General features: G+C 67.8%; 17 protein-coding genes. 13 read left to right on the forward strand and 4 right to left on the reverse strand.

Features of this window, described 5'->3' with window-relative positions; all coding sequences use genetic code 11:
* Window positions 1-125: 125 nt before the first annotated feature.
* Both QSJ33_RS10455 and QSJ33_RS10460 read left to right on the forward strand, forming a co-directional pair.
* Window positions 126-1,445, forward strand: a complete 1,320-nt coding sequence (locus QSJ33_RS10455) for a cyclic 2,3-diphosphoglycerate synthase (RefSeq protein ID WP_285725672.1) — start codon at window positions 126-128, stop codon at window positions 1,443-1,445.
* Between the two features lie 188 nt (window positions 1,446-1,633).
* Window positions 1,634-2,716, forward strand: a complete 1,083-nt coding sequence (locus QSJ33_RS10460; protein ID WP_285725681.1) for an NADH:flavin oxidoreductase/NADH oxidase — start codon at window positions 1,634-1,636, stop codon at window positions 2,714-2,716.
* A 4-nt stretch (window positions 2,717-2,720) separates the two neighbouring features.
* Here the strand turns inward: QSJ33_RS10460 and QSJ33_RS10465 are convergent, their stop codons facing one another.
* Window positions 2,721-3,419 carry a ComF family protein gene (locus QSJ33_RS10465; RefSeq protein ID WP_285725692.1) on the reverse strand — a complete coding sequence of 233 codons (699 nt, stop codon included), beginning with the start codon at window positions 3,417-3,419 and terminating at the stop codon, window positions 2,721-2,723.
* A gap of 5 nt (window positions 3,420-3,424) precedes the next feature.
* A complete protein-coding gene (locus QSJ33_RS10470; RefSeq protein WP_285725700.1) occupies window positions 3,425-4,999 on the reverse strand; it encodes an APC family permease in 1,575 nt (524 codons plus the stop codon).
* A gap of 133 nt (window positions 5,000-5,132) precedes the next feature.
* Between QSJ33_RS10470 and QSJ33_RS10475 the strand changes: the two genes are divergently transcribed.
* The 9 genes from QSJ33_RS10475 to QSJ33_RS10515 all read left to right on the forward strand — a co-directional run bounded on the left by QSJ33_RS10475 (window position 5,133) and on the right by QSJ33_RS10515 (window position 16,390).
* Window positions 5,133-6,602, forward strand: coding sequence for a heparan-alpha-glucosaminide N-acetyltransferase domain-containing protein (locus tag QSJ33_RS10475; RefSeq protein WP_285725709.1), 1,470 nt, complete (start codon window positions 5,133-5,135; stop codon window positions 6,600-6,602).
* A 31-nt stretch (window positions 6,603-6,633) separates the two neighbouring features.
* Window positions 6,634-7,878 (forward strand): hemolysin family protein, encoded by a 1,245-nt coding sequence (locus tag QSJ33_RS10480; RefSeq protein ID WP_285725717.1) that lies wholly within the window; start codon window positions 6,634-6,636, stop codon window positions 7,876-7,878.
* 59 nt (window positions 7,879-7,937) lie between these two features.
* Window positions 7,938-9,197 (forward strand): glycoside hydrolase family 113, encoded by a 1,260-nt coding sequence (locus QSJ33_RS10485; protein WP_285725726.1) that lies wholly within the window; start codon window positions 7,938-7,940, stop codon window positions 9,195-9,197.
* Window positions 9,198-9,321: 124 nt separating this feature from the next.
* Window positions 9,322-10,053, forward strand: a complete 732-nt coding sequence (locus tag QSJ33_RS10490) for a response regulator (protein ID WP_285725733.1) — start codon at window positions 9,322-9,324, stop codon at window positions 10,051-10,053.
* Between the two features lie 125 nt (window positions 10,054-10,178).
* Entirely contained in the window at window positions 10,179-11,417 is a 1,239-nt protein-coding gene (locus tag QSJ33_RS10495) for a DUF1015 domain-containing protein (protein WP_285725740.1), read from the forward strand.
* Between the two features lie 117 nt (window positions 11,418-11,534).
* Window positions 11,535-12,407, forward strand: a complete 873-nt coding sequence (locus QSJ33_RS10500) for an NAD(P)-dependent oxidoreductase (protein WP_285725748.1) — start codon at window positions 11,535-11,537, stop codon at window positions 12,405-12,407.
* Between the two features lie 108 nt (window positions 12,408-12,515).
* The gene (serC, locus tag QSJ33_RS10505) at window positions 12,516-13,613 is read left to right on the forward strand and encodes a 3-phosphoserine/phosphohydroxythreonine transaminase (RefSeq protein ID WP_285725757.1); all 1,098 of its coding nucleotides are present in this window, start codon (window positions 12,516-12,518) and stop codon (window positions 13,611-13,613) included.
* Between the two features lie 126 nt (window positions 13,614-13,739).
* Complete coding sequence (locus QSJ33_RS10510; RefSeq protein WP_285725762.1) at window positions 13,740-15,440, forward strand: hypothetical protein; 1,701 nt, start codon at window positions 13,740-13,742, stop codon at window positions 15,438-15,440.
* Window positions 15,441-15,487: 47 nt separating this feature from the next.
* Window positions 15,488-16,390 (forward strand): acyltransferase, encoded by a 903-nt coding sequence (locus tag QSJ33_RS10515; RefSeq protein WP_285725770.1) that lies wholly within the window; start codon window positions 15,488-15,490, stop codon window positions 16,388-16,390.
* Here QSJ33_RS10515 and QSJ33_RS10520 read toward each other — a convergent pair.
* Together QSJ33_RS10520 and QSJ33_RS10525 are read right to left on the reverse strand one after the other, a co-directional pair.
* The gene (locus tag QSJ33_RS10520; protein ID WP_285725779.1) at window positions 16,387-16,758 is read right to left on the reverse strand and encodes a metallopeptidase family protein; all 372 of its coding nucleotides are present in this window, start codon (window positions 16,756-16,758) and stop codon (window positions 16,387-16,389) included. The genes QSJ33_RS10515 and QSJ33_RS10520 overlap by 4 nt on opposite strands.
* A 169-nt stretch (window positions 16,759-16,927) precedes the next feature.
* Window positions 16,928-17,941, reverse strand: coding sequence for an integron integrase (locus tag QSJ33_RS10525; RefSeq protein ID WP_420801388.1), 1,014 nt, complete (start codon window positions 17,939-17,941; stop codon window positions 16,928-16,930).
* Window positions 17,942-18,538: 597 nt separating this feature from the next.
* Between QSJ33_RS10525 and QSJ33_RS10530 the strand changes: the two genes are divergently transcribed.
* Window positions 18,539-19,012 carry a hypothetical protein gene (locus tag QSJ33_RS10530; RefSeq protein ID WP_285725796.1) on the forward strand — a complete coding sequence of 158 codons (474 nt, stop codon included), beginning with the start codon at window positions 18,539-18,541 and terminating at the stop codon, window positions 19,010-19,012.
* A 938-nt stretch (window positions 19,013-19,950) separates the two neighbouring features.
* Window positions 19,951-20,670, forward strand: a complete 720-nt coding sequence (locus tag QSJ33_RS10535) for an HNH endonuclease (protein WP_285725802.1) — start codon at window positions 19,951-19,953, stop codon at window positions 20,668-20,670.
* The last annotated feature ends 1,171 nt before the right edge of the window (window positions 20,671-21,841 follow it).

Below are 21,841 nucleotides of genomic sequence, written 5' to 3' on the forward strand. Positions count from 1 at the left end.
GATCCAAGCCACAACCCATCCCGGCACCCCGCTGGAACAGGACTATCCTCCCCTCGTCGCGGGGCCGCCAGGACTGCCACCCATCCGAGCGTGTCGGCGCTTCGCTGGACCGAAAGGCTCGTGTCATGTCCGCACGCCGCGTCGTCATCCTGGGAGCCGCCGGGCGCGACTTCCACAACTTCAACACCGTGTACCGGGACAACCCCGCCTTCCAGGTGGTGGCCTTCACCGCCACCCAGATCCCCGATATCGCGGGCCGCCGCTACCCGGCCGTGCTGGCCGGGAAGCTCTACCCCGCGGGCATCCCCATCGTGGACGAGTCCGAGCTGGTGGCCCTCATCCAGCGCGAGAAGCCCGACGTGGCGGTGTTCTCCTATTCGGACGTGCCCCACGCCACCGTCATGCACCTGGCCAGCCTGTGCATCGCCCTGGGCTGCGACTTCGAGCTGCTGGGCGCGGATAAGACCATGATCCAGTCCAAGAAGCCCGTCATCGGCATCACCGCCGTGCGCACCGGCGCGGGCAAGAGCCAGACCACGCGCTACATCAGCAATATCCTCAAGAAGCTCGGCAAGAAGGTGGTGGCCATCCGCCATCCCATGCCCTACGGCGACCTGGCGAAGCAGGCCTGCCAGCGCTTCGCGACCTACGCCGACCTGGACACGCACGAATGCACCATCGAGGAGCGCGAGGAGTACGAGCCCCACATCGACAACGGCTTCGTGGTGTACGCGGGCGTGGACTACGAGCAGATCATCCGCAGTGCCGAGCAGGAGGCCGACGTCATCCTCTGGGACGGCGGCAACAACGACCTCCCCTTCTACCGGAGCGACCTCCACATCTGCATCGCCGATCCCCTGCGCCCGGGCCACGAGCTGGGCTACCACCCCGGCGAGGCCAACTTCCGCCGGGCCGGCGTCATCCTCATCAACAAGTGCGACAGCGCCAAGGAGGCGGACATCAAGGCCATCGAGGAGAACGCGGCGAAGGTGAACCCCTCGGCCCGCGTCATCCGCGCCAACAGCCCCGTGAGCTGCGCGGATCCCGACAAGGTGAAGGGCCGCCGGGCCCTCGTCATCGAGGACGGCCCCACCCTCACCCACGGCTCCATGACCTACGGCGCCGGCGTGGTGGCCGCCAAGGCCATGGGCGCCCACGAGATCGTGGACCCCACCCCCTACGCCGTGGCCTCCATCGCCGCCACCTACCGCAAGTACCCCAACGCCCGGGGCATCCTCCCGGCCATGGGCTACGGCGAGGCCCAGGTGAAGGACCTCGAGGCCACCATCGAGGCGACGCCCTGCGACGTGGTGCTCAGCGCCACGCCCATCGACCTCACCCGCGTCCTCAAGGTCACCAAGCCCATGACCCGCGTCCGCTACGACCTCGCCGAGATCCGCGAGGGGCAGCTGGAGGCTGAGGTCCGGAAGGTGCTGGGGCTGTAGGCGGCACGGCCCGGAACGCTGCGCGCCCCGGGTCAGGAAAGGTAAGGCGTGCTGGATTCGTGGACGGCCCAGTGGATGCGCTGGGCCGTCTTCGTTCCGGCCACCCGCCCGTTGAAGATCCGTGACGGGGTCGGCCCAGGATCGCCCTACCCTATCCCTGAATGGGGCAGAGCCCCCGGAGTCCACCCATGTCCCGCCTCTTCCAGCCCCTCGCCCTCCGCGGCCTCACGCTGCCCAACCGCATTGCCGTCTCGCCCATGTGCCAGTACCAGGCCGTGAACGGCGTCGCCCAGGACTGGCACCTCGTGCACCTGGGCGGGCTGGCCCAGGGCGGCGCGGGCCTGGTGCTCACCGAGGCCACGGCGGTGGTGCCCGAGGGGCGCATCAGCCCGGACGACCTGGGCCTGTGGAACGACGCCCAGGCCGAGGCCCTGGGCCGCAGCGTCCGCTTCATCGCCTCCCAGGGCGCGGTGCCGGGGATCCAGCTGGCCCACGCGGGTCGCAAGGCCTCGAACCCCGCGCCCTGGAAGGGCAGCGGCAGCCTGCCCGCCGGCATGGGCGGGTGGGTGCCCGTGGCGCCGAGCGCCCTGCCCTTCGACGCAGGCTGGACCGCACCCACGGCCCTGGACGAGGCGGGGATCGCGGGCGTGATCCAGGCCTTCGTGGACGCCGCCCACCGGGCCCTGGCCGCGGGCTTCCAGGTGGTGGAGGTCCACGCGGCCCACGGCTACCTGCTGCATCAGTTCCTCTCGCCCCTGTCCAACCACCGCGAGGACGGCTACGGCGGCGGCTTCGAAGGCCGCACCCGCCTGCTGCGCGAGGTGGTGGCGGCGGTCCGGGACGTGTGGCCCGGGCGGCTGCCGCTCTTCGTGCGCCTCTCCGCCACGGACTGGGTGGAGGGCGGCTGGAACCTGGACCAGTCGGTGGCCCTGGCCAAGGCCCTCAGCGACCTCGGCGTGGACCTGGTGGACTGCTCCTCCGGCGGCCTGGTGCCCCGGGCCGACATCCCCCTGGGGCCCGGCTACCAGGTGCCCTTCGCCGCGCGCATCCGGGCCGAGGCCGGCCTCGCCACGGGCGCCGTGGGCCTCATCACCGACCCGGAGCAGGCCGAGGCCATCCTGGCCCAGGGCTCCGCCGACCTGGTGCTGCTGGGCCGCGAGCTGCTCCGCGATCCGCGCTGGCCCCTGCGCGCCGCCCAGGCCCTGAAGGCCGAGGTCCCCTGGCCCGCCTCCTACGCCCGCGCCGCCCGCGGGTCCGTGGCGGTCCGGTAGCGGCTCACAGTGCCCGGAACAGGGTCAGGACGCGCACCTCGTCGGCGCCGCCGTCGCGCAGGGCCTGGGCGCAGCGCAGGAGGGTGGTGCCGGTGGTCCACACGTCGTCCACCAGGAGCACCGTCCCTCCGCCCAGCGGCGCTCCGCGCAGCGTGACGGCCTTCCGGGGCAGGCGACGCCGCTGGCTTTCGGTGCGGGCGGCCTGGGCGCCGCTGTGCCAGGCCTTGGCCAGGAGGGCACGGAAGGGCCGCCCCAGCCGGCCGGCCAGCAGCCGGCCCGTCTCCTCCGCCAGGTCGAAGCCGCGGACGAGGCGCCGGTGGAAGGCCGTGGGGGCGGCCGTGACCAGGTCCGCCTCCGCGGCCCAGGCGGGCAGCGGGGCGGCCGCGGCGCGCGCCAGCAGGGCCCGCCGCCAGCCAGCCTCCCCGGCCTTGATGGCGGGCAGCAGGAGCGCCCCCAGCGCCGGACGGCCGCCGTGGTAGTCCCAGAGCGCGTCCCCCAGGCTCCAGGCGGTGGCCTCAGGGCAGGCCTCCTCGCCGTGGACCAGGGCGCAGCGGGGGCAGCGCGCCTCGGCCAGGGGCCGCAGGCCGGACCAGCAGCGCCCGCAGAGCCCCGCCTCGGCCCCGTCGTCCAGGGGCCCCAGGCAGCCGCGGCAGAGCAGGAACGCCCCGGCCAGCCGGCCGGGGCGTGTCCGCAGGGCGGTCATGCCGGTCAGGCCGAGGTGCGCTCGGCGCGCAGGCGGCTGTGGCTCCGGCTGTAGCCGAAATAGATGCAGAAGCCGATGATGAGCCAGACGATGAGCCGCAGCCAGGTGTCCCGGGGCAGGCCGGACATCACCCAGAGGCAGGCGCCGGCCCCGGTGAGGCCGATGATCCAGGCGCCCGGGGTGCCGCCGGGCACCTTGAAGGGACGGGCCACGCCGGGGTTGTTCATGCGCAGGATCGGCACCCCCAGGCACACCAGCACGAAGGCCAGCAGGGTGCCGATGGACACCAGCTCGCCCACGAGGCTCATGGGCATGAGGCCCCCGCAGGCCATGACGAAGATGCCCGTGACGACCGTGGCGAGATGCGGCGTGCCGTAGGTCTTGTGGGCCCTGCCGAACCAGGGGAGCAGCCCGTCCTTGCTCATGGCGTAGAAGACGCGGGTCTGGCCCATCATCATCACGAGGATCACGGAGGTCAGCCCCGCCAGGGCGCCCAGCTTCACCAGCAGGGTGAAGGTCTTCGCGGCGGCCGGCGTCCAGTGGCGCAGCTCCACGATCCGGTCGATGCCGACGGCGATGGGATCCGCGACGCCGAGCTGCTTGTAGGGCACCACGCCGGTCAGCACGAGGGCCATGAGGATGTAGAGGATCGTGCAGATCACCAGGGAGCCCAGGATGCCGATGGGCAGGTCCCGGGTGGGGTTCTTGCATTCCTGGGCGGTGGTGGAGACGGCGTCGAAGCCGATGTAGGCGAAGAAGACGACCCCCGCGCCCGTCAGCACGCCGGCCTTGCCGTAGCTGAAGAAGCTCACCCCGTTGCGCATGCTGGGCCCCGGGGGCGGGATCAGGCTCATCAGCCCGTGGGCGCTGGGATCGCCGATCCAGTTGGCCTTGGTGATGACGGCCCAGCCCAGGATGATGAAGAGCAGCACGATCGTGACCTTGGTGACCACGATGAGGTTGTTCACCAGGGCGCTCTCCCGCATGCCCCGGTAGAGCACCGCGGCCACCACGAGGGCCACGAAGGTGGCGGGCAGGTTCCAGTAGCCGTGCACCTGCTGGCCGGTGGAGAGCGTCACGAGGTTGCCCCAGGGCCCTTCGGTGAAGCGCAGGAAGGTGTCGGACAGGTGGATGCCCAGCGTCTTGGACAGCATGGACATGAAGTAGCCCGACCAGGACACGGAGACGGTCACGGCGCCGAAGGCGTACTCGAGGATGAGGTCCCAGCCGATGATCCAGGCGATGAACTCGCCCATGGTGGCGTACGAGTAGGCGTAGGCGGAGCCCGCCACGGGCACCATGGCCGCCATCTCGGCGTAGCAGACGCCGGCGAGGGCGCAGAGGATGCCGCCGATGACGAAGCTGTAGACGATGCCGGGGCCTGCGTAATAGGCGGCCGCCGTGCCGGTGAGGGAGAAGATGCCGGCACCGATGATGGCGCCGATGCCCAGCGTGGTGAGGTTGAAGGCGCCCAGGGTGCGCTTGAGCTGGCCGCCGCCGTGCCCGCCCTCGCCGGCGTTGGGGTCGTTGGCGTCGGCGATGAGCCGGCCCAGGTCCTTCTTGACGAACAGTCCACCCATGGGGAAAGCCTCCAGGACAGGCAATACGGGAATTGGCGATCGGAACACCATACCAGCCCCTTGGCCTCCGATCACGATGTAGAGAAATTCCAACCCTTCGGGCAGGCTTGAGGGGAATCATCCGAGGATCCCCATGACCGCCGCCCCCTGGGACGACCGTACCCCCTCCCGCCGTTGCGACTGGATCGACCAGCTCCGGGGCTGGGCCGTGATCGTCATGATCGAGGTCCACGTGGTGAACGCCTGGCTCCTGCAGGGCCTGCGCCCGGGGTGGCTCAACTACCTGAACGGCCTGGTGGCCCCCAGCTTCACCATGGCGGCGGGGTTCAGCCTGGTGCTCTCCACCTTCCGGACCGACGGCACCCTGCGCCCCTTCTGGCCCGACACGGCCCGGCGCCTGGGCTTCATCCTCCTCTGCGCCTACGCCCTGCACGCCCCGGGCCTCACCGCCGCGGACTGGACCGTGCTGAACACCGCCCAGAAGGCCCGGGAGCTCTTCAAGATCGACGTCCTCCAGTGCATCGTCTACTCGCTGCTCATCCTCCACGCCCTGGCCCGGCTGGTGCGCAACCCCCGGCTCTTCACGTTCCTGGCCCTGGCCCTGGCCCTCTACATCCCGATCGTGTCCCCCTCCCTCTGGGCCCGGGGCGTGGCCGACGGCCTCTGGCTGCCGGTCCGCGGCCTCTTCAACGGCAACGTGGACCGCGGTGTGCAGGCCCTCTTCCCCCTCTTCCCCTGGCTGGCCTTCCCGGCCTTCGGCGCCTTCTTCGGCGGCCTCTACCGGTGGCTCCGGGTGGAATCCACCGAGGGGAAGGCCCGCTGGTCCGAGGCCCGGTTCCTGGTCCTGCTCGCCATCCTCGGGGCAGCCTGCCTGGCCTGGGGTCGCGCCACCCAGCACCCCTGGCTGTGGGGCGGCACCTGGATTGAGGAGAACGGGGTGTGGCTGCTGCACAGCCGCTCCGGCGCCTTCACCTACGCCGAGCTGACGGCCCTCTCCAACACCACCCTGCCGAGCGTCGTGGACCGCCTGGGCTGGATCCTCCTGGGCGGCGCGGCCATGGGCGCCGTGGACCTCCTCCGCCCCCGCTGGCGGGGGCCGAACCCCGTGGAGGCCGCCAGCCGCGAGTCCCTGCTCCTCTACATGCTCCACCTGAACCTGATCTTCGGGGTGCTGCTGACGCCGCCGGTGGTGGCCCTCACGGGCCACGGGTGGAACAGCCTGGGCTGGGCGGGCACCCTGTCGGTGACGGCCGCCCTCATCACCCTCACCCTGGCCGTGGGGGTCTGGTGGCAGGGCGTCCGCCTGACGCCGGAGCGCATGCGCGGCCTCCAGCGGAAGGGCTTGGCGGTGCTGGGCATCTGGTTCGTGGTCGGAGGCTGGTGGACCGTCCGCCACTTCCTGCGGAGCCCGGAGCTGGCCCGCGAGCCCTACGCCTTCCTGAACGCCGCCCGGGTCCGGAAGGGCCTGCCGCCCACGCCGGACGGCCTCTGCCGGGACCCCGAGGAATACTTCCGCGAGGCGGCCCGCCGCGGGGTGAAGCTCTCCCCGGAGGCCCGGGCCCAGGCCGAGACCCTCATCCTGGCGCGCCGGGAACCGAAGTAGGCGCGACTCGAGGTAGGATGGGGATCCGACCATGATCGACCCCAGCAGTAGCACCCCTTCCCACTGGCTCCTCGTCGCGGCCGGGCTCCTCCTGGCCTACCGCCTCACCCTGGTGGCCCTGCTCGCCGCCTTCCACGCCCTGCCCTCGCTCCAGCGGCGGCGGCTGCTGGAGGAGGGCGCCATCGCCCACCCGGGCCTCGCGGCCCTCCTGGAGCGCCCCCGCAGCCTCGGCATGGGCCTGGAGTTCGCGGTCCAGCTCCTGCTCCTGGCCTTCCTGGCCCTCCTGTGGCCCTTCCGCACCGCCCTCCCCGGCGGCGGCTGGGTGCTCGGTCCCCTGGTGCCCCTGGCCCTCTGGGCCCTGGACCTGGCCGCCCCCGCCCTCCTCACCTCGGGCGATCCGCCCTTCTGGCTGACCCGCCTCTTCCCCTTCTACGCGCCCCTCCGGCCGCTCATGGAGCCCCTGGTGGCGCCCCTGGCCCGCATCGTGGAACGGCGCCAGGCCGAGGAGCGGGAGGGCGCCGCCGAGGAGGACCCCACCGAAGAGGCCGTCACCGCCCTGCTGGAGGAGGGCGAGGCCGAGGGCATCCTGGAGGCCGAGGACCGCGAGCTCATCCGCAACGTGGTGACCTTCGGCGACACGGTGGTGCGCGAGGTGATGACGCCCCGCACCCGCATCGTGGCCCTGCCCCTGGAGGCCACCATCCCGGACGCCTGGCGCACCTTCACGGAGACCCGCCACTCCCGGCTGCCGGTGTACGAGGGCGGCATCGACCACGTCCGCGGCGTGCTGCTCCTGAAGGACCTCATGCAGCTGCCGGACCAGGCCCAGCCGCCCCTGGCCAGCCTCCTCAAGACGCCCCTCTTCGTGCCCGAGAGCAAGCCGGTCATGGACCTGCTGCGGGAGATGCAGCGGGCCCGCACCCAGCTGGCCGTCGTGGTGGACGAGTTCGGCGGCGTCTCCGGCCTGGTCACCGTGGAGGACCTGCTGGAGGAGGTCTTCGGCGAGATCCAGGACGAGCACGAGGCCCCCGTGGACCTCGTGGAGCAGGCCCCGGGGGTGTACCTGGTCTCCGGCCAGGCCCACGTGGAGGACGTGGCCCAGCGCCTGGACCTGCCCTGGGAGCGGGACGGCTTCGACACCCTGGCCGGCCTCGTGATGGCCCGCCTGGGCCGCGTCCCCCGCCCCCAGGAGTCCGTGGCCGTCGAGGGCGCCCGCCTCACCGTGCTGCGCATGGAGGGGACCCGCATCAGCCAGGTAAAGGTCGAACGGATGTAGGCAGTGGGATGTAGGCAGTGGGCAGCGGGCGGTTAGGCTGGATCCTGGAGCCCTGCCGCATGCCCCGTCGCCTCCTCGCCCTGATCGCCCTCCTCGGCCTGCCCCTCACCCTCTGGCTGGTCCACCGGATGCAGCGCCGCGCCCTGGTGCCCCAGCCCCGGGGCATGGTGCTGGGCCTCTACGCCGGGGAGCCGGACTACGACTACCACGAGGAGCTGGACCGCATCGCCGCCACGGGCGCCACCTGCGTGAGCCTGCAGGCCATCTACCGCATGGACACCTACCACAGCGACGAGATCCGGCGGCACCCCACCTCCAGCCCCACGGACGCCGCCCTGCTGCACACCTTCGAGGAGGCCCGGGTCCGCGGCCTCCGGATGATGTTCTTCCCCACCATCAACCTCCGGGACGAGGCCGAGAACGCGACCTGGTGGCGCGGCAACATCGCGCCCGACGACTGGGACGCCTGGTGGCGGAACTACACGGCCTTCAACGTGCACCTGGCCACCCTGGCCCAGCAGGGCGGCGTGGAGTGGTACTCCCTGGGCACGGAGATGGCCTCCACCCACCGCTTCCCCGACCGCTGGCGCGCCCTGGCCGCCGCGGTGCGGAAGGTGTTCAAGGGGAAGCTGGTCTACAGCGTGAACTTCGACAGCCACGACAGCTTCACCTTCGGCGACTGCCTCGACGTCATCGGCATGAACACCTACGATCCCATCGCCAAGTACGACGAGTACCCCTCGCCCGACCAGATCCGGGACGCCTGGTGGTGGATCGTCTACAAGGCCCGCACCCTCACGGCCCGCTTCAACCGGCCCGTGATGATCACCGAGGTGGGCTACCCCTCCGTGGCCCACGCCCACGTGGGGCCCTGGGACTTCCGCTCGGACAAGCCCGTGGACCTGCCCCTGCAGACCCTGCTGCTGAAGGGGGCCTTCGGCGTCCTCCGCAACTGGAGCGACGGCGAGGCGGTCTTCTACTACCTCTACGGCGAGAACCTGAACCGCAAGCCCATTGGGGGCCCCCGGGACCGCACCTACGCCGTGTGGGGCAAGCCCGCCCAGGCCGTCCTGGAGCGGTACTTCCACGAGCCCATCTGGGAGGGCCACATCCCGCCCCGGGCCGAGGACATCCACGAGGCCATGGTGCAGTCCCTGGTGGCCGCCCACCGGAAGGTGCGGGACTACGAGGACGCGGAGCTGCCCCCCTGGGTGGCCGCCTGGGAGGGCGCCCATCCGGCGGACCTCGCCGAGGCCCGGGCCATCCTGGCGAAGGAGCCCGTTCCCGAGCACAAGATCCCCAAAGGATCCGAGCGCTGACATGGACGAGGGGGGACCGCCTGCTCACCTTTGGTTCGCGATGTCCCCCCTCGTGCACCCCCACGCGGTCTCCCGGCCAAGCCGGGATACCACGCCTGTCGGGTATCCTTGACCTGGATCCGCCATGTCCCTGCCGCCCCGTCCCCGCCCCCTCGCCCACACGGATGCCCCCGCCAAGACCCTCCTGGTGGTGGAGGACGACCGCGCCACCCAGAGCCTCTACCGGCAGGGCCTGAAGGGGCTGCCGAACTTCCGGGTCCTCATGGCCTCCGACGGCGCCCAGGCCATGGAGATCCTCCGTTCCGAGCCGGTGAACGTGCTGGTGACGGACCTCAACATGCCCGTCATGGACGGCTTCAACCTCATCGCCCGGGTGAGCCGCCTCTACCCGCAGATCCCCATCATCGTGATGACGGGCCTCGGGGAGAGCCAGCACCTGAACTCCCCCCTCCAGCTCGGCGCCGTCCGCATCCTCACCAAGCCGCCCCGCCTCACGCTCCTCATGGAGGAGATCAAGGCCGCGGCCCTCTTCGAGCCCTCGGGCATGGTGCGGGGCATCGGCCTGAACAGCCTCCTGCAGCTCCTCAACTGGGAGAACAAGTCCTGCACCCTCACCGTGAAGTCCGAGGCCGGCATGGGCCTGCTCTACCTCAAGCGGGGCGAGGTGGTCCACGCCGCCTACCGGGACCAGGAGGGCCTGCCGGCGGCCTACGAGATCCTCACCTGGGACCGTCCGGACATCGAATTCGTGGACACCTGCCGGGTGGAACCCACCATCGACCTGCCCCTCACCGAGATGCTCATGAACGCCGCCATGATCACGGACCACCGCAAGCCGGGGGCCGAAGGCCCTTGACGCTCCGTCAGGCGATCTGGGACTTTCGTCAAAATCGCAGACCAGGGGCATGAAAAGGGGCTTCCCTTTGGAATAATGGCGCCTGTGTCCCCTTTCCCGGGTCCCCCTCCCATAGGCAGGTGTCCATGTCCATGCTGAAGCCCTTCCGAGCCCACCGCCCCCGGCCCGAGCTGGCCGCCCAGGTCGCCGCGGTGCCCTACGACGTGGTGAACACCGAGGAGGCCCGGGCGCTGGCCAAGGGCAACCCCCACTCCTTCCTCCACGTGGGCCGCCCCGAGATCGACCTGCCGGACACCGTGGACATCCACGACGACGCCGTCTACGCCAAGGGCGTGGAGAACCTGCGGAAGCTGATCCAGGAGGGCACCCTCTTCCAGGACGAGGCCCCCTGCTTCTACGTCTACCAGCAGCGCATGGGCGACCACGTGCAGGCCGGCCTGGTGGGCCTCTGCTCCGTGGAGGAGTACGAGAACGGCCTCATCAAGCGCCACGAGTTCACCCGCAAGGACAAGGAGGACGACCGCACCCGCCACGTCACCGCGCAGGCCGCCAACGCCGAGCCCGTCTTCCTCGCCTACCGCGCCGTCCCCTACATCGACCACATCGTCAACGACATCCGCAAGCTGCCCCCGGCCTACGACGTCGTCACCCCCGACGGCATCGGCCACACGGTGTGGGTCGTCTCCGGCGAGACGGTGATCTACGAGCTGGTGCACCTCTTCAACGGCGTGCCGGCCCTCTACATCGCCGACGGCCACCACCGCACCGCCGCCGCCATCCGCTACGGCCAGGCGCGCCGTGCGGCCACGCCCAACCCCACCGGGGACGAGCCCTTCGAGAGCTTCATGGCCGTGGTCTTCCCCCACGACCAGCTCAAGATCATGGACTACAACCGCGTGGTGAAGGACCTCAACGGCCTCACCCCGGACGCCTTCATGGGCAAGGTGAAGGAGAAGTTCGAGGTGGCCCTCACCGACGACCGCAGCCCCAAGGCGCCCGCCACCTTCGGGATGTACCTCAAGGGCTCCTGGTACGAGCTGAAGGCCAAGCCCGGCACCTACCCCGCCGCCGACCCCGTCCGCGGCCTGGACGTGAGCATCCTCCAGGAGAACCTGCTGGCCCCCGTGCTCGGCATCCAGGACCCCCGCACCGACAAGCGCATCGACTTCGTGGGCGGCATCCGCGGCATGGACGAGCTGGAGCGCCGCGTGAAGGAGGGCTACGCCGTGGCCTTCTCGCTCTTCCCCACCTCCCTCGACCAGCTCATGAGCGTCGCCGACGCCGGCGAGGTGATGCCCCCCAAGTCCACCTGGTTCGAGCCCAAGCTGCGTTCCGGGCTGCTGGTGCGCATGTACGAAGGCTAGCGAACCATTCACCACGAAGACGGAAAGACCACGAAGAAAGCACTTCCGGCACCCATCATCGTCGATTCTGTTCTTCGTGGTCCCTCTGGCCTTCGTGGTTCATCTTCTGGAGATCCCATGCACATCCTCATCGCCGACGCCTTCGACGCCAAGCTGCCCGAGCGCCTCGCCCCCTTCGGCGAGGTGAGCGGTGACCTGGCCCACCTCGGGAAGGCCGAGGTCCTCCTCGTCCGCTCCAAGACCAAGGTGAACGCCGACCTCGTGGCCCAGGCGCCCAAGCTCAAGCTCGTCATCCGCGGCGGCGTGGGCATGGACAACGTGGACAAGAAGCTGTGCGCCGAGAAGGGCATCAAGGCCGTCAACACCCCCAAGGCCAGCAGTGTGGCCGTCGCGGAGATGACCATGGCCTTCATGCTGGCCATCCCCGCCCGGCTCATCGAGGCCCATACCTCCATGAAGGAGGGCAAGTTCCTCAAGAACGAGCTGAAGCGCACCGAGCTCTTCAGGAAGACCCTCGGCCTCATCGGCGCCGGCGCCATCGCCACCGAGGTGGCCAAGCGCGCCCAGGCCTTCGGCATGGAGGTGATCGCCTTCGATCCCTTCCTCAAGGAGCACCCCGTCGCGAAGCTGGTGAGCCTCGATGAGCTGGCGGCCAAGGCCGACATCATCAGCCTCCACACGCCCCTCACGGACGAAACCAAGGGGATGATCAACGCCGCCTTCCTCGCCAAGATGAAGGATGGCGTCATCCTCATCAACACCGGCCGGGGCAAGTGCGTGAACGACGCCGACCTCGCCGCCGCCCTGGAGAGCGGCAAGGTGCGGGCCTACGGCACCGACGTGTGGCCCAGCGACCCGCCCCCGGCGGACTGCCCCCTGCTCACCGCCCCCAACGTCTTCATGGCCCCCCACCTGGGCGCCAGCTCCAAGGAGAACCTCGGCCGCATCGGCGACGAGGTGGTGGCCATCCTGTCGGATTTCAAAGCATAAAATTCACCGCCAAGACGCCAAGGGCGCCAGGAAAAACAATAAAACTTGGTTTCTTGGCGTCTTGGCGTCTTGGCGGTAATTCTTTTCATTGGTCCCTCGGAGGCACCCATGACCCATCGCGTGATCAACTTCTACGCCGGCCCCGCGGGGCTGCCCCTGCCCGCCCTGGAGCGCGCCCAGCAGGAGCTGCTGGACTTCGCCGGCACGGGCATGTCCGTCATGGAGGTCAGCCACCGCTCCAAGGAGTACGACGCGGTGCACGAGGAGGCCCTCGCCCTCACCAGGGAGCTGATGGGCCTGCCCGACAACTACAAGGTGCTGCTGCTCCAGGGCGGCGCCCACCTCAGCTTCGGCATGATCCCCCTCAACCTGCTGCGCGGCGGCCGCAAGGCCGACTACATCGTCACGGGCAACTGGGCGGAGAAGGCCACCAAGGAGGCCAAGCTCGTGGCCGGCGACCACGTCCGCGTGGCCGCCTCCACCAAGGACGAGAAGTTCGCCCGCCTGCCGAAGGCCTCCGAGCTGAAGATCGGCGAGGACAGCGCCTTCGTGCACTTCACCTCGAACAACACGGTGGAGGGCACCCAGTGGAAGGAGTTCCCGAAGACCGACAAGCCCTACGTCTGCGACATGAGCTCCGACATCATGTGGCGGCCCTTCGACGTCAGCCAGTTCGGCCTCATCTACGCCGGCGCCCAGAAGAACCTCGGCCCCTCGGGCGTCACCCTCACCATCATCCGCGAGGACTTCCTGGAGATGTGCGAGGCCTCGGACCTGCCCAGCTACCTGCGCTACAAGCTCCACGCCGAGAAGAACTCGCTCTACAACACCCCGCCCACCTTCGGCATCTACATCCTGCGGAACGTGCTGGCCTACAACAAGAGCATCGGCGGCCTGAAGGCCATCGAGACCGCCAACCGGAAGAAGGGCGAGCTGCTCTACGGCTGCATCGACCGGCACGCCGGCTTCTACAAGGGCTTCGTCACCGAGAAGGCCGACCGCAGCCTCATGAACGTGGACTTCTTCCTCCCCACCCCGGAGCTGGACGACACCTTCGTCAAGGAGGCCAAGAAGGCCGGCATGGTGGGCCTGAAGGGCTACCGCGACATCGGCGGCATCCGCGTCAGCACCTACAACGCCGTGAGCGTGCAGGACGTGGAGACCCTCGTCGGCTTCATGGACGAGTTCGTCCGCAGGAACGGCTGAGGCCGTTTCCCCTCCCAGAAAAGGCGCCGGAGCGATCCGGCGCCTTTTCTTGGGTCGGGCGCCCCCCCGGCCGATGAACCTCCATCGCGGGCGGACCCCGCGCCGGAAAGGATCGCCTTCCCCCCCATGCATGAACACGGCCGGACCCTTCTCCTGAGGCTCGCCGGGGGCGGCACCCTCCGTCTGGCCGCCGGGGAGGAGGCCCTGCTGGCCGAGCTGGGCCAGGCCGGGCTGGTGCACCGGGTGGACACGGCCCCCCGGCAGGCGGACCTCCAGGCCCGCTACGAGGCCCTCCAGGAGACCCACCGGCGCTTCCAGGAGGCCAAGGGCTGCCTCGAGCACCTGGAGCGCCGGCTGGCCCCCCGTTCGCGCCTGGGCGGGCTCCTCCCCGCCGGGAAGCCCCTGGCGCCCACGGAGCGGGATCCCGACCTGCTGCGCCTCCACGAGCTCCTCCAGGCCCTCGACATCCGGGTGCCGGGGGTGGAGGCCCCCAGCGACCTGCCGGGCCGCCTGGAGAAGCTCCGGGACCGGCTCCTGGTGGACAGCCGCTCCTGCCTGGACCGCCTGGCCCTGGTGGACCGGGAGCTGGACGCCCTCCAGAAGGCTCCGCCGGCCGGGGCCCAGGTCGAGGGCCTGGGCTCCTTCGCCCTCACGGGGGCCGGCGAGCGGGCCCTGCCCGAGGCCGGGGCCATGGAGGACCTGGAGGCCGCCTTCCACGCCGTGGCCGGCTCCAACCGCCACCGCATCGACGACTACGGCCTGTTCCGGGACGACCCCGCCAACCTGCTGGCCTTCATCCTGGAGGGCCAGGCCCGGGGCGACCGGCCCTCGCGGGTGGTGTCCGAGTTCGAGGCCCTGGCCGACGCCTTCGAGCACATGACCCCCTTCACGGACGTGCGGTCCATGCGCGTGAAGAACGCCTTCCTCATGCGCCTCGTGCGGGCCTACCCCGGCCAGCCCCAGGCCCCCTACCTCTGGTGCAACCGGGAGCGGCTCCAGGGCCTGCTCGCCCGCATGGCCGACCTGGCCCCCGCCTCCGTGGTCAGCTCCCGGTGGCATCTGCTGTACGCCGCCGACCTCCTCATCGCGGGCCACGGGAACGCCCCGCCCCTGCAGGAGGACGAGCGGCGCCTCCTGGTCTTCGAGGCGGTCCAGCGGCGCCTCATCGACCAGCTGCAGGGCATCGATGTCGGCGACGGCCAGTTCCTCCGCCTCACCATCGCCCTCCTCCACGAGGTGCTGCCCCGGAACTTCACCAATCCCCTGCTGCTGGACCGCGCCGTGGCCCAGATGGTGGAGGCGGCCTTCGACGGCATGGTCCATGCCCCCGCCGACCTCGCGGGCGCCGGCACCCGGCTCCTCTTCGGCTACCACCTGGCCCACCACGCCCGCTTCGTGCGGGCCCGGGTGGACGCCGCCGCCCAGGCCTACAGCCGCGTGGAGGCCCCCTTCCAGGAGGAGCGCGGACGCCTGGCCCCGATCCAGGTGGTCCTCCACGCCCTGGTGGCCCTGGAGCGCTGCGCCCAGGCCGGTCTGGCCGTGGCCCCCGAGGAGTACGCCGGCACCTACCTCCGCCTCCGGCGCCGCATCCAGCAGCACAAGGGCCTGGCCCGGGCCTTCGACGGGGAGCAGGTCATGGCGGAGGACGAGCCCTTCCTCGCCGCCAACCTCACCGCCCGCGCCTACGCCGCCCAGGCCGCCCGGGCCGGGAACGGGACCGGCGCCCGGCGCCTGGCGGACGTCGGCCTGGCGGGCCTCTACGAGCCCCAGGACCACCGCGGGGCCCCCCTCCTGGGCCTGCCCTTCGGCACCCTCATGTTGTCATGACCAACTCCCCACGCGGATCCGGTACCCTGGGTGTGGAGATCGCCGCCTTGTTCCAGCGCCTCGGTTCCACCCTCAAGGCCAGCCTCGCCGGGTCGGTCCTGGTGGCCAACGTCCTGGCCATCTTCTCCAGCATGATCCCCGTGGCCCTCCTGAAGCTGGCCATCCCCCGGGGGGCCGTGCGGCGCGGCACGGACCGCGTCCTCAACGCCCTGGCCGAGGCCTGGATCGCCGTCAACGGCTGGTGGATGGCCCTGGTGCAGCGCACCCGCTGGGATGTCCGCGGCGTGGAGGGCCTGCGCCGCCGCGGCTGGTACCTCGTCAACGCCAACCACCAGAGCTGGGTGGACATCCTCGTGCTCCAGAAGGTCTTCCACCGCCGCGTGCCCTTCCTGAAGTTCTTCCTCAAGCGCGAACTGGCCTACGTGCCCGTCATGGGCCTCGCCTGGTGGGCGCTGGACTTCCCCTTCGTGCGCCGCAAGGGCGGAGGGAAGGGCCGGGGCCTGGACCTGGCCACCACCCGCAAGGCCTGCGAGCGCTTCAAGCAGATCCCCACCTCCGTCATCAACTTCCTGGAGGGCACCCGGTTCACCCGCGCCAAGCAGGCCGCCCAGGGCTCGCCCTACTGCCACCTCCTGAAGCCCCGGATCGGCGGCCTCGCCACGGCCCTCGGCGCCATGGGCGAGCGCTTCGACGCCATGCTCGACGTCACCATCCACTACCCCCAGGGCGTGCCCACCTTCTGGGACCTGCTCTCCGGCAAGGTGCGCGAGGTGGTGGTGCGCGTCCGGGAGCTGGAGATCCCGAAGGACCTGCTGGGCGGCGACTACGAGGGCGATCCCGCCTTCCGCGCCCGCGTCCAGGCCTGGGTGCAGGAGCTCTGGGCCGAGAAGGACCGCTGCCTGGACGACCTCACCCGCCAGTTCGCCCCCGCCACCGAGCCCACGCCCTAGCCCCAGCCCAGCTCCTCCAGCCGGTCCTCGCCGATGCCGAAGTGGTGCGCGATCTCGTGGATGACGGTGGTGGCGATCTCCTCCCGCAGCTCGGTCTCGTCGTGGCAGTCCTCCAGCAGGGGACCCTTGTAGAGCGTGATCCGGGGCGGCAGGTCGCCGGTCTGCGGCCCGCCCTCCGTCAGGGGGCGGCCCGAGTACAGCCCGTAGAGCGTCTCGTCCTCCGGCACCCCCAGCTCGTCCAGCAGCGCGTCCGGCGCCCAGTCCTCGACCACCACCGGCACCCCCGCCAGGTGCGGCCGGAACTCCGCCGGCACCAGCGCCAGCGCCTCCTCCACCAGCCTGCGGAACGTCCGGTCCGACACGTGCATGGGAGGATCCTACGCCGGCCGCCCGGCTCAAGGGCGGGGAGGATGCCGGCCCACCGGGGTCGAGATGCGGAGGACCGTCCTCAGCGGAGGTGCCGGTCCCCATTCCCAGGCCTTCCCTCTCGGCACGGAGCCCGGGAGACGCCCGGCCCCGCCGTGGACGCCGGGGGAATCAAAGCCCGTCCAGGGGACTCGGCACCCCCCGTCCGCCCCGGTTCAGCACATGGGTGTAGATCATCGTCGTCGCCACGTCCTTGTGGCCCAGCAGCTCCTGGACGGTGCGGATGTCGTGGCCCGTGGCCAGCAGGTGCGTCGCGAAACTGTGGCGCAGGACATGGGGCGTCACCGGCTTGACGAGCTCCCCGGCCCGGGCGGCCAGGCGGATGGCCTTCTGCACGCTCTCCGGCTGGAGGTGGTGGCGCCGGGTGAGGCCGGAGCGGGGATCCACCGAGCGCAGGGCCGAGGGGAAGACCCATTGCCACCCCCAGGCCCGGGCGGCCGACGGAGCCTTCGCCGCCAGGGCGTCCGGCAGCCAGACCTCGCCGAAGCCCTCCCGGAGGTCCCCCTCATGCAGGGCCCGCACCCGCTCCAGGTGCGCGCGCAGGGGCCCCACCAGGCTGTCGGGCAGCATGGTGACCCGGTCCCGGCCGCCCTTGCCCTCCCGCACCACGATCTCCCGCCGCTCGAACTCCAGGTCCTTCACCCGCAGGCGCAGCCCTTCCATCAGCCGCAGCCCCGTCCCGTAGAGCACCCGGGCCACCAGCCCCATGCCGCCCTCCATCTGGTCGAAGAGGGTCCGCACCTCGCCCGGCGTCAGCACCACGGGCAGCCTCGGCTGCCGCCGGGCCTGGACGATCTCGGACAGCCAGGGCAGGTCCGCCTCCAGGACGTGCTGGTAGAGGAACAGCAGCGCCGCCTTCGCCTGGTTCTGGGTGGAGGGCGCCACCCGGCGGTCCACCGCCAGGTGGCTCAGGAAGGCCTGGACCTCGGGAGCCCCCAGGTCCCGCGGATGCCGCTTGCCCTGGAAGAGGATGAACCGCCGGACCCAGTCCACATAAGCGTCCTCCGTCCGCAGGCTGTAGTGCCGCACCCGCAGCTGTTCCCGGAGCTGATCAAGGAGCCGGGGCGGCTGCCCTTCAGCCCCCACGATCCGTCCGCCACCGGTCTGCCTAATCCCGTCCCCCATGGCGAACGCTCCGATCCCCCCAGTTCGCCCATCACGCTAAGATCAGCAACGAACTTCCAGCAAAACAAGCAGGGGTAGACTGAGGTTATCGCCTTTTTTTCGCCCGTCAACCCCCCGCCTCAGTTCGCCTATCCACCTCCAACCCCGAACCACCCCACCCCCCCAACACCACCCCACTCCCCCGACTAGGCGAACTACGAACACCTCCGTACTCGCCGTCCAATTCTTGTTAGGCCGACGTGGGCGGGCTCGGCCAAATCCGCTTCTGGTATGACTTCCCCGAGGTCCCGTCGCGCTAGAGTTGGTCATTCCATCTCCGTCACTTCCCGCTGACCCTGGTTTTTCGTTCGTCCGCTCTTTCCCATTCTCAGCGCTTGGGCCGGTAGATCCGGCATGGTGGCCTTACCCGCCCACCTCCGCCTAACGTGCCCGTCTCATGGGCTCGGTTCATCCGGCGGTCGGCGTTCGGCCTAACCTGGCGCTCAACTCGGACCCAGCCTGCTTTGTCATTCGCTCTCTCTCATCCACCCGCTTCCTCGGCTCCGCTCTGCGCCTCGCTGCAGGCCGGGCCGGTTAGCTTCGTTCGTTAGGCTCTCCATGAAGCCCCTCTTCCGATCAGTCCTCCCGCTGCTTTTGCTTGCACCTATCTCGACTGTGCTCATGAGCCAAGGCACTCATACGGATGTGTCTGAAATTGCTCCCGAGATCCTCAAGGAAAACGAGTTGAATACGAGCGGTGGATTCTTCTACTACCTCACCAAGTCAACCGCGCTTCGGAACGAATGCTTCTTTGGAACACTCGATGATAGTTCTGATATGGGTATCCGACTGAACGGCAGCCTTCATCGCCTCAAACTGGTATCAAATTCGTCCAAGAAGAAGCTGAAGATTGGTGATGATTCTCCAGGCGACCAGTGGGTTGAAACCTATTCCGATCATGAATTGAAGGTTCGCATTGAAATGACCCTCGATCAAATCGGCAAAGAAACAATGTCATTTCACGGCACAATGACGATCACACGTGGTCAAACTTCTAAGGTTCTTCAAGTGGTTGGGGCTGGTCTTGGGTAGCGTTCACAGCCTAACCCTCGGCTCAACTCGGACCCCGCCTGCATTGTCTTCCGCTCTCTTTCAACTCCCTGCTTCCTCGGCTTCGTTCAGCGTCTCGGCGCAGGCGGTGCCGGTTAGCCTGGTTCGTTAGGGCTCACATGAACCCCCTGACCATCCCCCCACATTTACGCGAAGCCAATCAGCGAAAATTCATCTGGAAAACCATTTTTTCTAATCCATTTTATGATTTGAAAAACAAAAACCTATTAAATCTTTCTGGCATTACTCAAGAATCAGCTAAAGACACCATAATGTACTCTTTGATTTTATCCATCATCTGTACTGCTCTTATCATGTATTTATATCTCAAACTTCTCCATCCTACATCACCTGAACCGCCATGGTCCTTCATAATAACAATTCTTATTAGCTTTTCGGTATGTCGATTTATTTTTACCAAATACTTCTTACGCTATTTCGAACGCCACAATCAAACATCGCCCTAACCCTCCGCTCAACTCGGACCCCGCCTGTATTGTCTTCCGCTCTTTCTCTTCGTCCCGCTTCCTCGGCTCCGCTCATCGCCTCGGCGCAGGCGGGGCCGGTTAGCTTCTTTCGTTAGGCCGACGTGGGCGGGCTCGGCCAAATCCGCTTCTGGTATGACTTCCCCGAGGTCCCGTCGCGCTAGAGTTGGTCATTCCATCTCCGTCACTTCCCGCTGACCCTGGTTTTTCGTTCGTCCGCTCTTTCCCATTCTCAGCGCTTGGGCCGGTAGATCNGTCTCATGGGCTCGGTTCATCCGGCGGTCGGCGTTCGGCCTAACCTGGCGCTCAACTCGGACCCAGCCTGCTTTGTCATTCGCTCTCTCTCATCCACCCGCTTCCTCGGCTCCGCTCTGCGCCTCGCTGCAGGCCGGGCCGGTTAGCTTCGTTCGTTAGGCCCTACCATCCGAGGTCCACATGCGCCAAATCGCCGAAAAACTCAGAGCTTTGGCTGATGAGGTCGAATCCCATGAGGCCACGGGTGATTCCCAAACCTGGGAATCATTCGATTCATTTTTTGAACTTCCATCAATTGTTCAAGAGATCGCAACATATTTACAACCAATATTAACGCCATATGAGGCCGCGTTCTATTGGCATATGTTTTCAAAATGTGTAATTGAAAACCACACTCAATTTGGTGTCTTTTCGACTTATAAGTTTGCTACTGGTGTAGTTCTACCCTCTAGGTCAACACAGACTCTATCTGTGCCAACCAGCCAAGTCTCGGTTGTGCTGGCAGCACTTGAGCAGAAAGGCGCAATATCGAAAGCAGGTGAGCCAAGGCGCGATGGAACGCCCTATCGCATCAACCTCCCTGAAGAGATTTCGTCATGCATCGAGGCAATGAAAAAGGCCCAACTGACACCGATCGAAATCTCAGATCCTGTCGATGAAAGAAAACGCCTGGATTTCTACAATGTAAAATCCAATCGAATCAGGGTATTTGAGCGTGACGGTTATAAATGCTATAAGTGTGGCAAACAGCTCACACGCTTTGATGCCACCCTGGACCACCTGATACCCGTTTCAAAAGGTGGAGACAACTCCTTTGAAAATTTGGCTACATGTTGCCTTTCATGTAACTCAAAAAGGCGAAATCATGAACTCTCTGATTTCATGCCCGACCAGGCCTAACCCTCCGCTCAACTCGGACCCCGCCTGCATTGCCACCCGCTCTCTCTCAACTTCCCGCTTCCTCGGCTCCGTTTAGCGCTTCGGTGCAGGCGGGGCCGGTTAGCTTCATTCGTTAGGCCTCCAATGAAACGGCTCCTTCTTCTGGCACTCCTCGCCGCACCGATTAAGGCGGAAGATTGGCGTGTGCTCACTGATACAAATCGAGTGAAAGTCCTCGAGGATGTGGAGCCAAAACCCGTTTCAATCTCGGGAATGCAGATCGTTTCATTTCAGTCCAAAACGATCTTCACTGACGGCAAACATGGGCTCACAACTTATTACTTCAGGCGTTCTCGCAATGGGTTCGAATGGGCATTGAAGCGCGAGATCTGGTACTTTTCTGACGGCAGAATCGCCAAATCGAACACAATTGAGGACCCTCAGCTTAAATGGTTGCCATTCCAGGAATCCCAGAATCCGATCGATAGAGCGCGTGTAGAGCGTGCAACCAAGCTATTGAAATCCCCTCAATGAACCCGGTCGGCCTAACCCTTAGCTCAACTCGGACCCCGCCTGCATTGCCTTTCGCTCTTTCTCTTCCCCCTGCTTCCTCGGCTCCGTTCAGCGCCTCGGTGCAGGCGGGGCCGGTTAGCTTCCTTCGTTAGGCAGGCCGCAAATCCCGGCCTTCTGGTCAATCTGGTACGCTGATTCCACTCTGCCTCTCCGATCTTTGGCTTTCACGGAATGGCGTTGGTGCTCATGGCACGGCCCTCCGGCCCATGGCCTCGCGTTCTGCCTGGTGCTGGCCTTCGGCGGCTCGGCCATCGTGGCTCGCGCACCAACTCCGGTCTTTCAGCTTTCGACTCGGCGCCCTGGTCGTACCACTCGATCGCTGGCCCCGCGAAACCCGGCATTCCGCAGCTCGGGTTGGCTTCAACCCCATCGCCTGCCTAACCTCGCGCTCAACTCGGACCCAACCGCCCGTGCCTTCCGCTCTCCTCCGTTCATTCAGATTTCCGTCCTCCACCCTTCGTCCGGCTGCGGTTGGGCCGGTTAGCTTCGTTCGTTAGGCAGCCATGAATAGGCTCACCATACTCCTCGTTCTTACAGTATTCCCAATCATCGGTTGCCAGGCTCCTGAGACTAATGCACCGAAGTTCGAGGCAGTCGAATCTCATCCCGAGCAGATGCC

Origin of the sequence: Geothrix rubra (genome assembly GCF_030268065.1) — a bacterium.
In the GTDB taxonomy this organism is placed as follows: Bacteria; Acidobacteriota; Holophagae; order Holophagales; family Holophagaceae; genus Geothrix; species Geothrix rubra.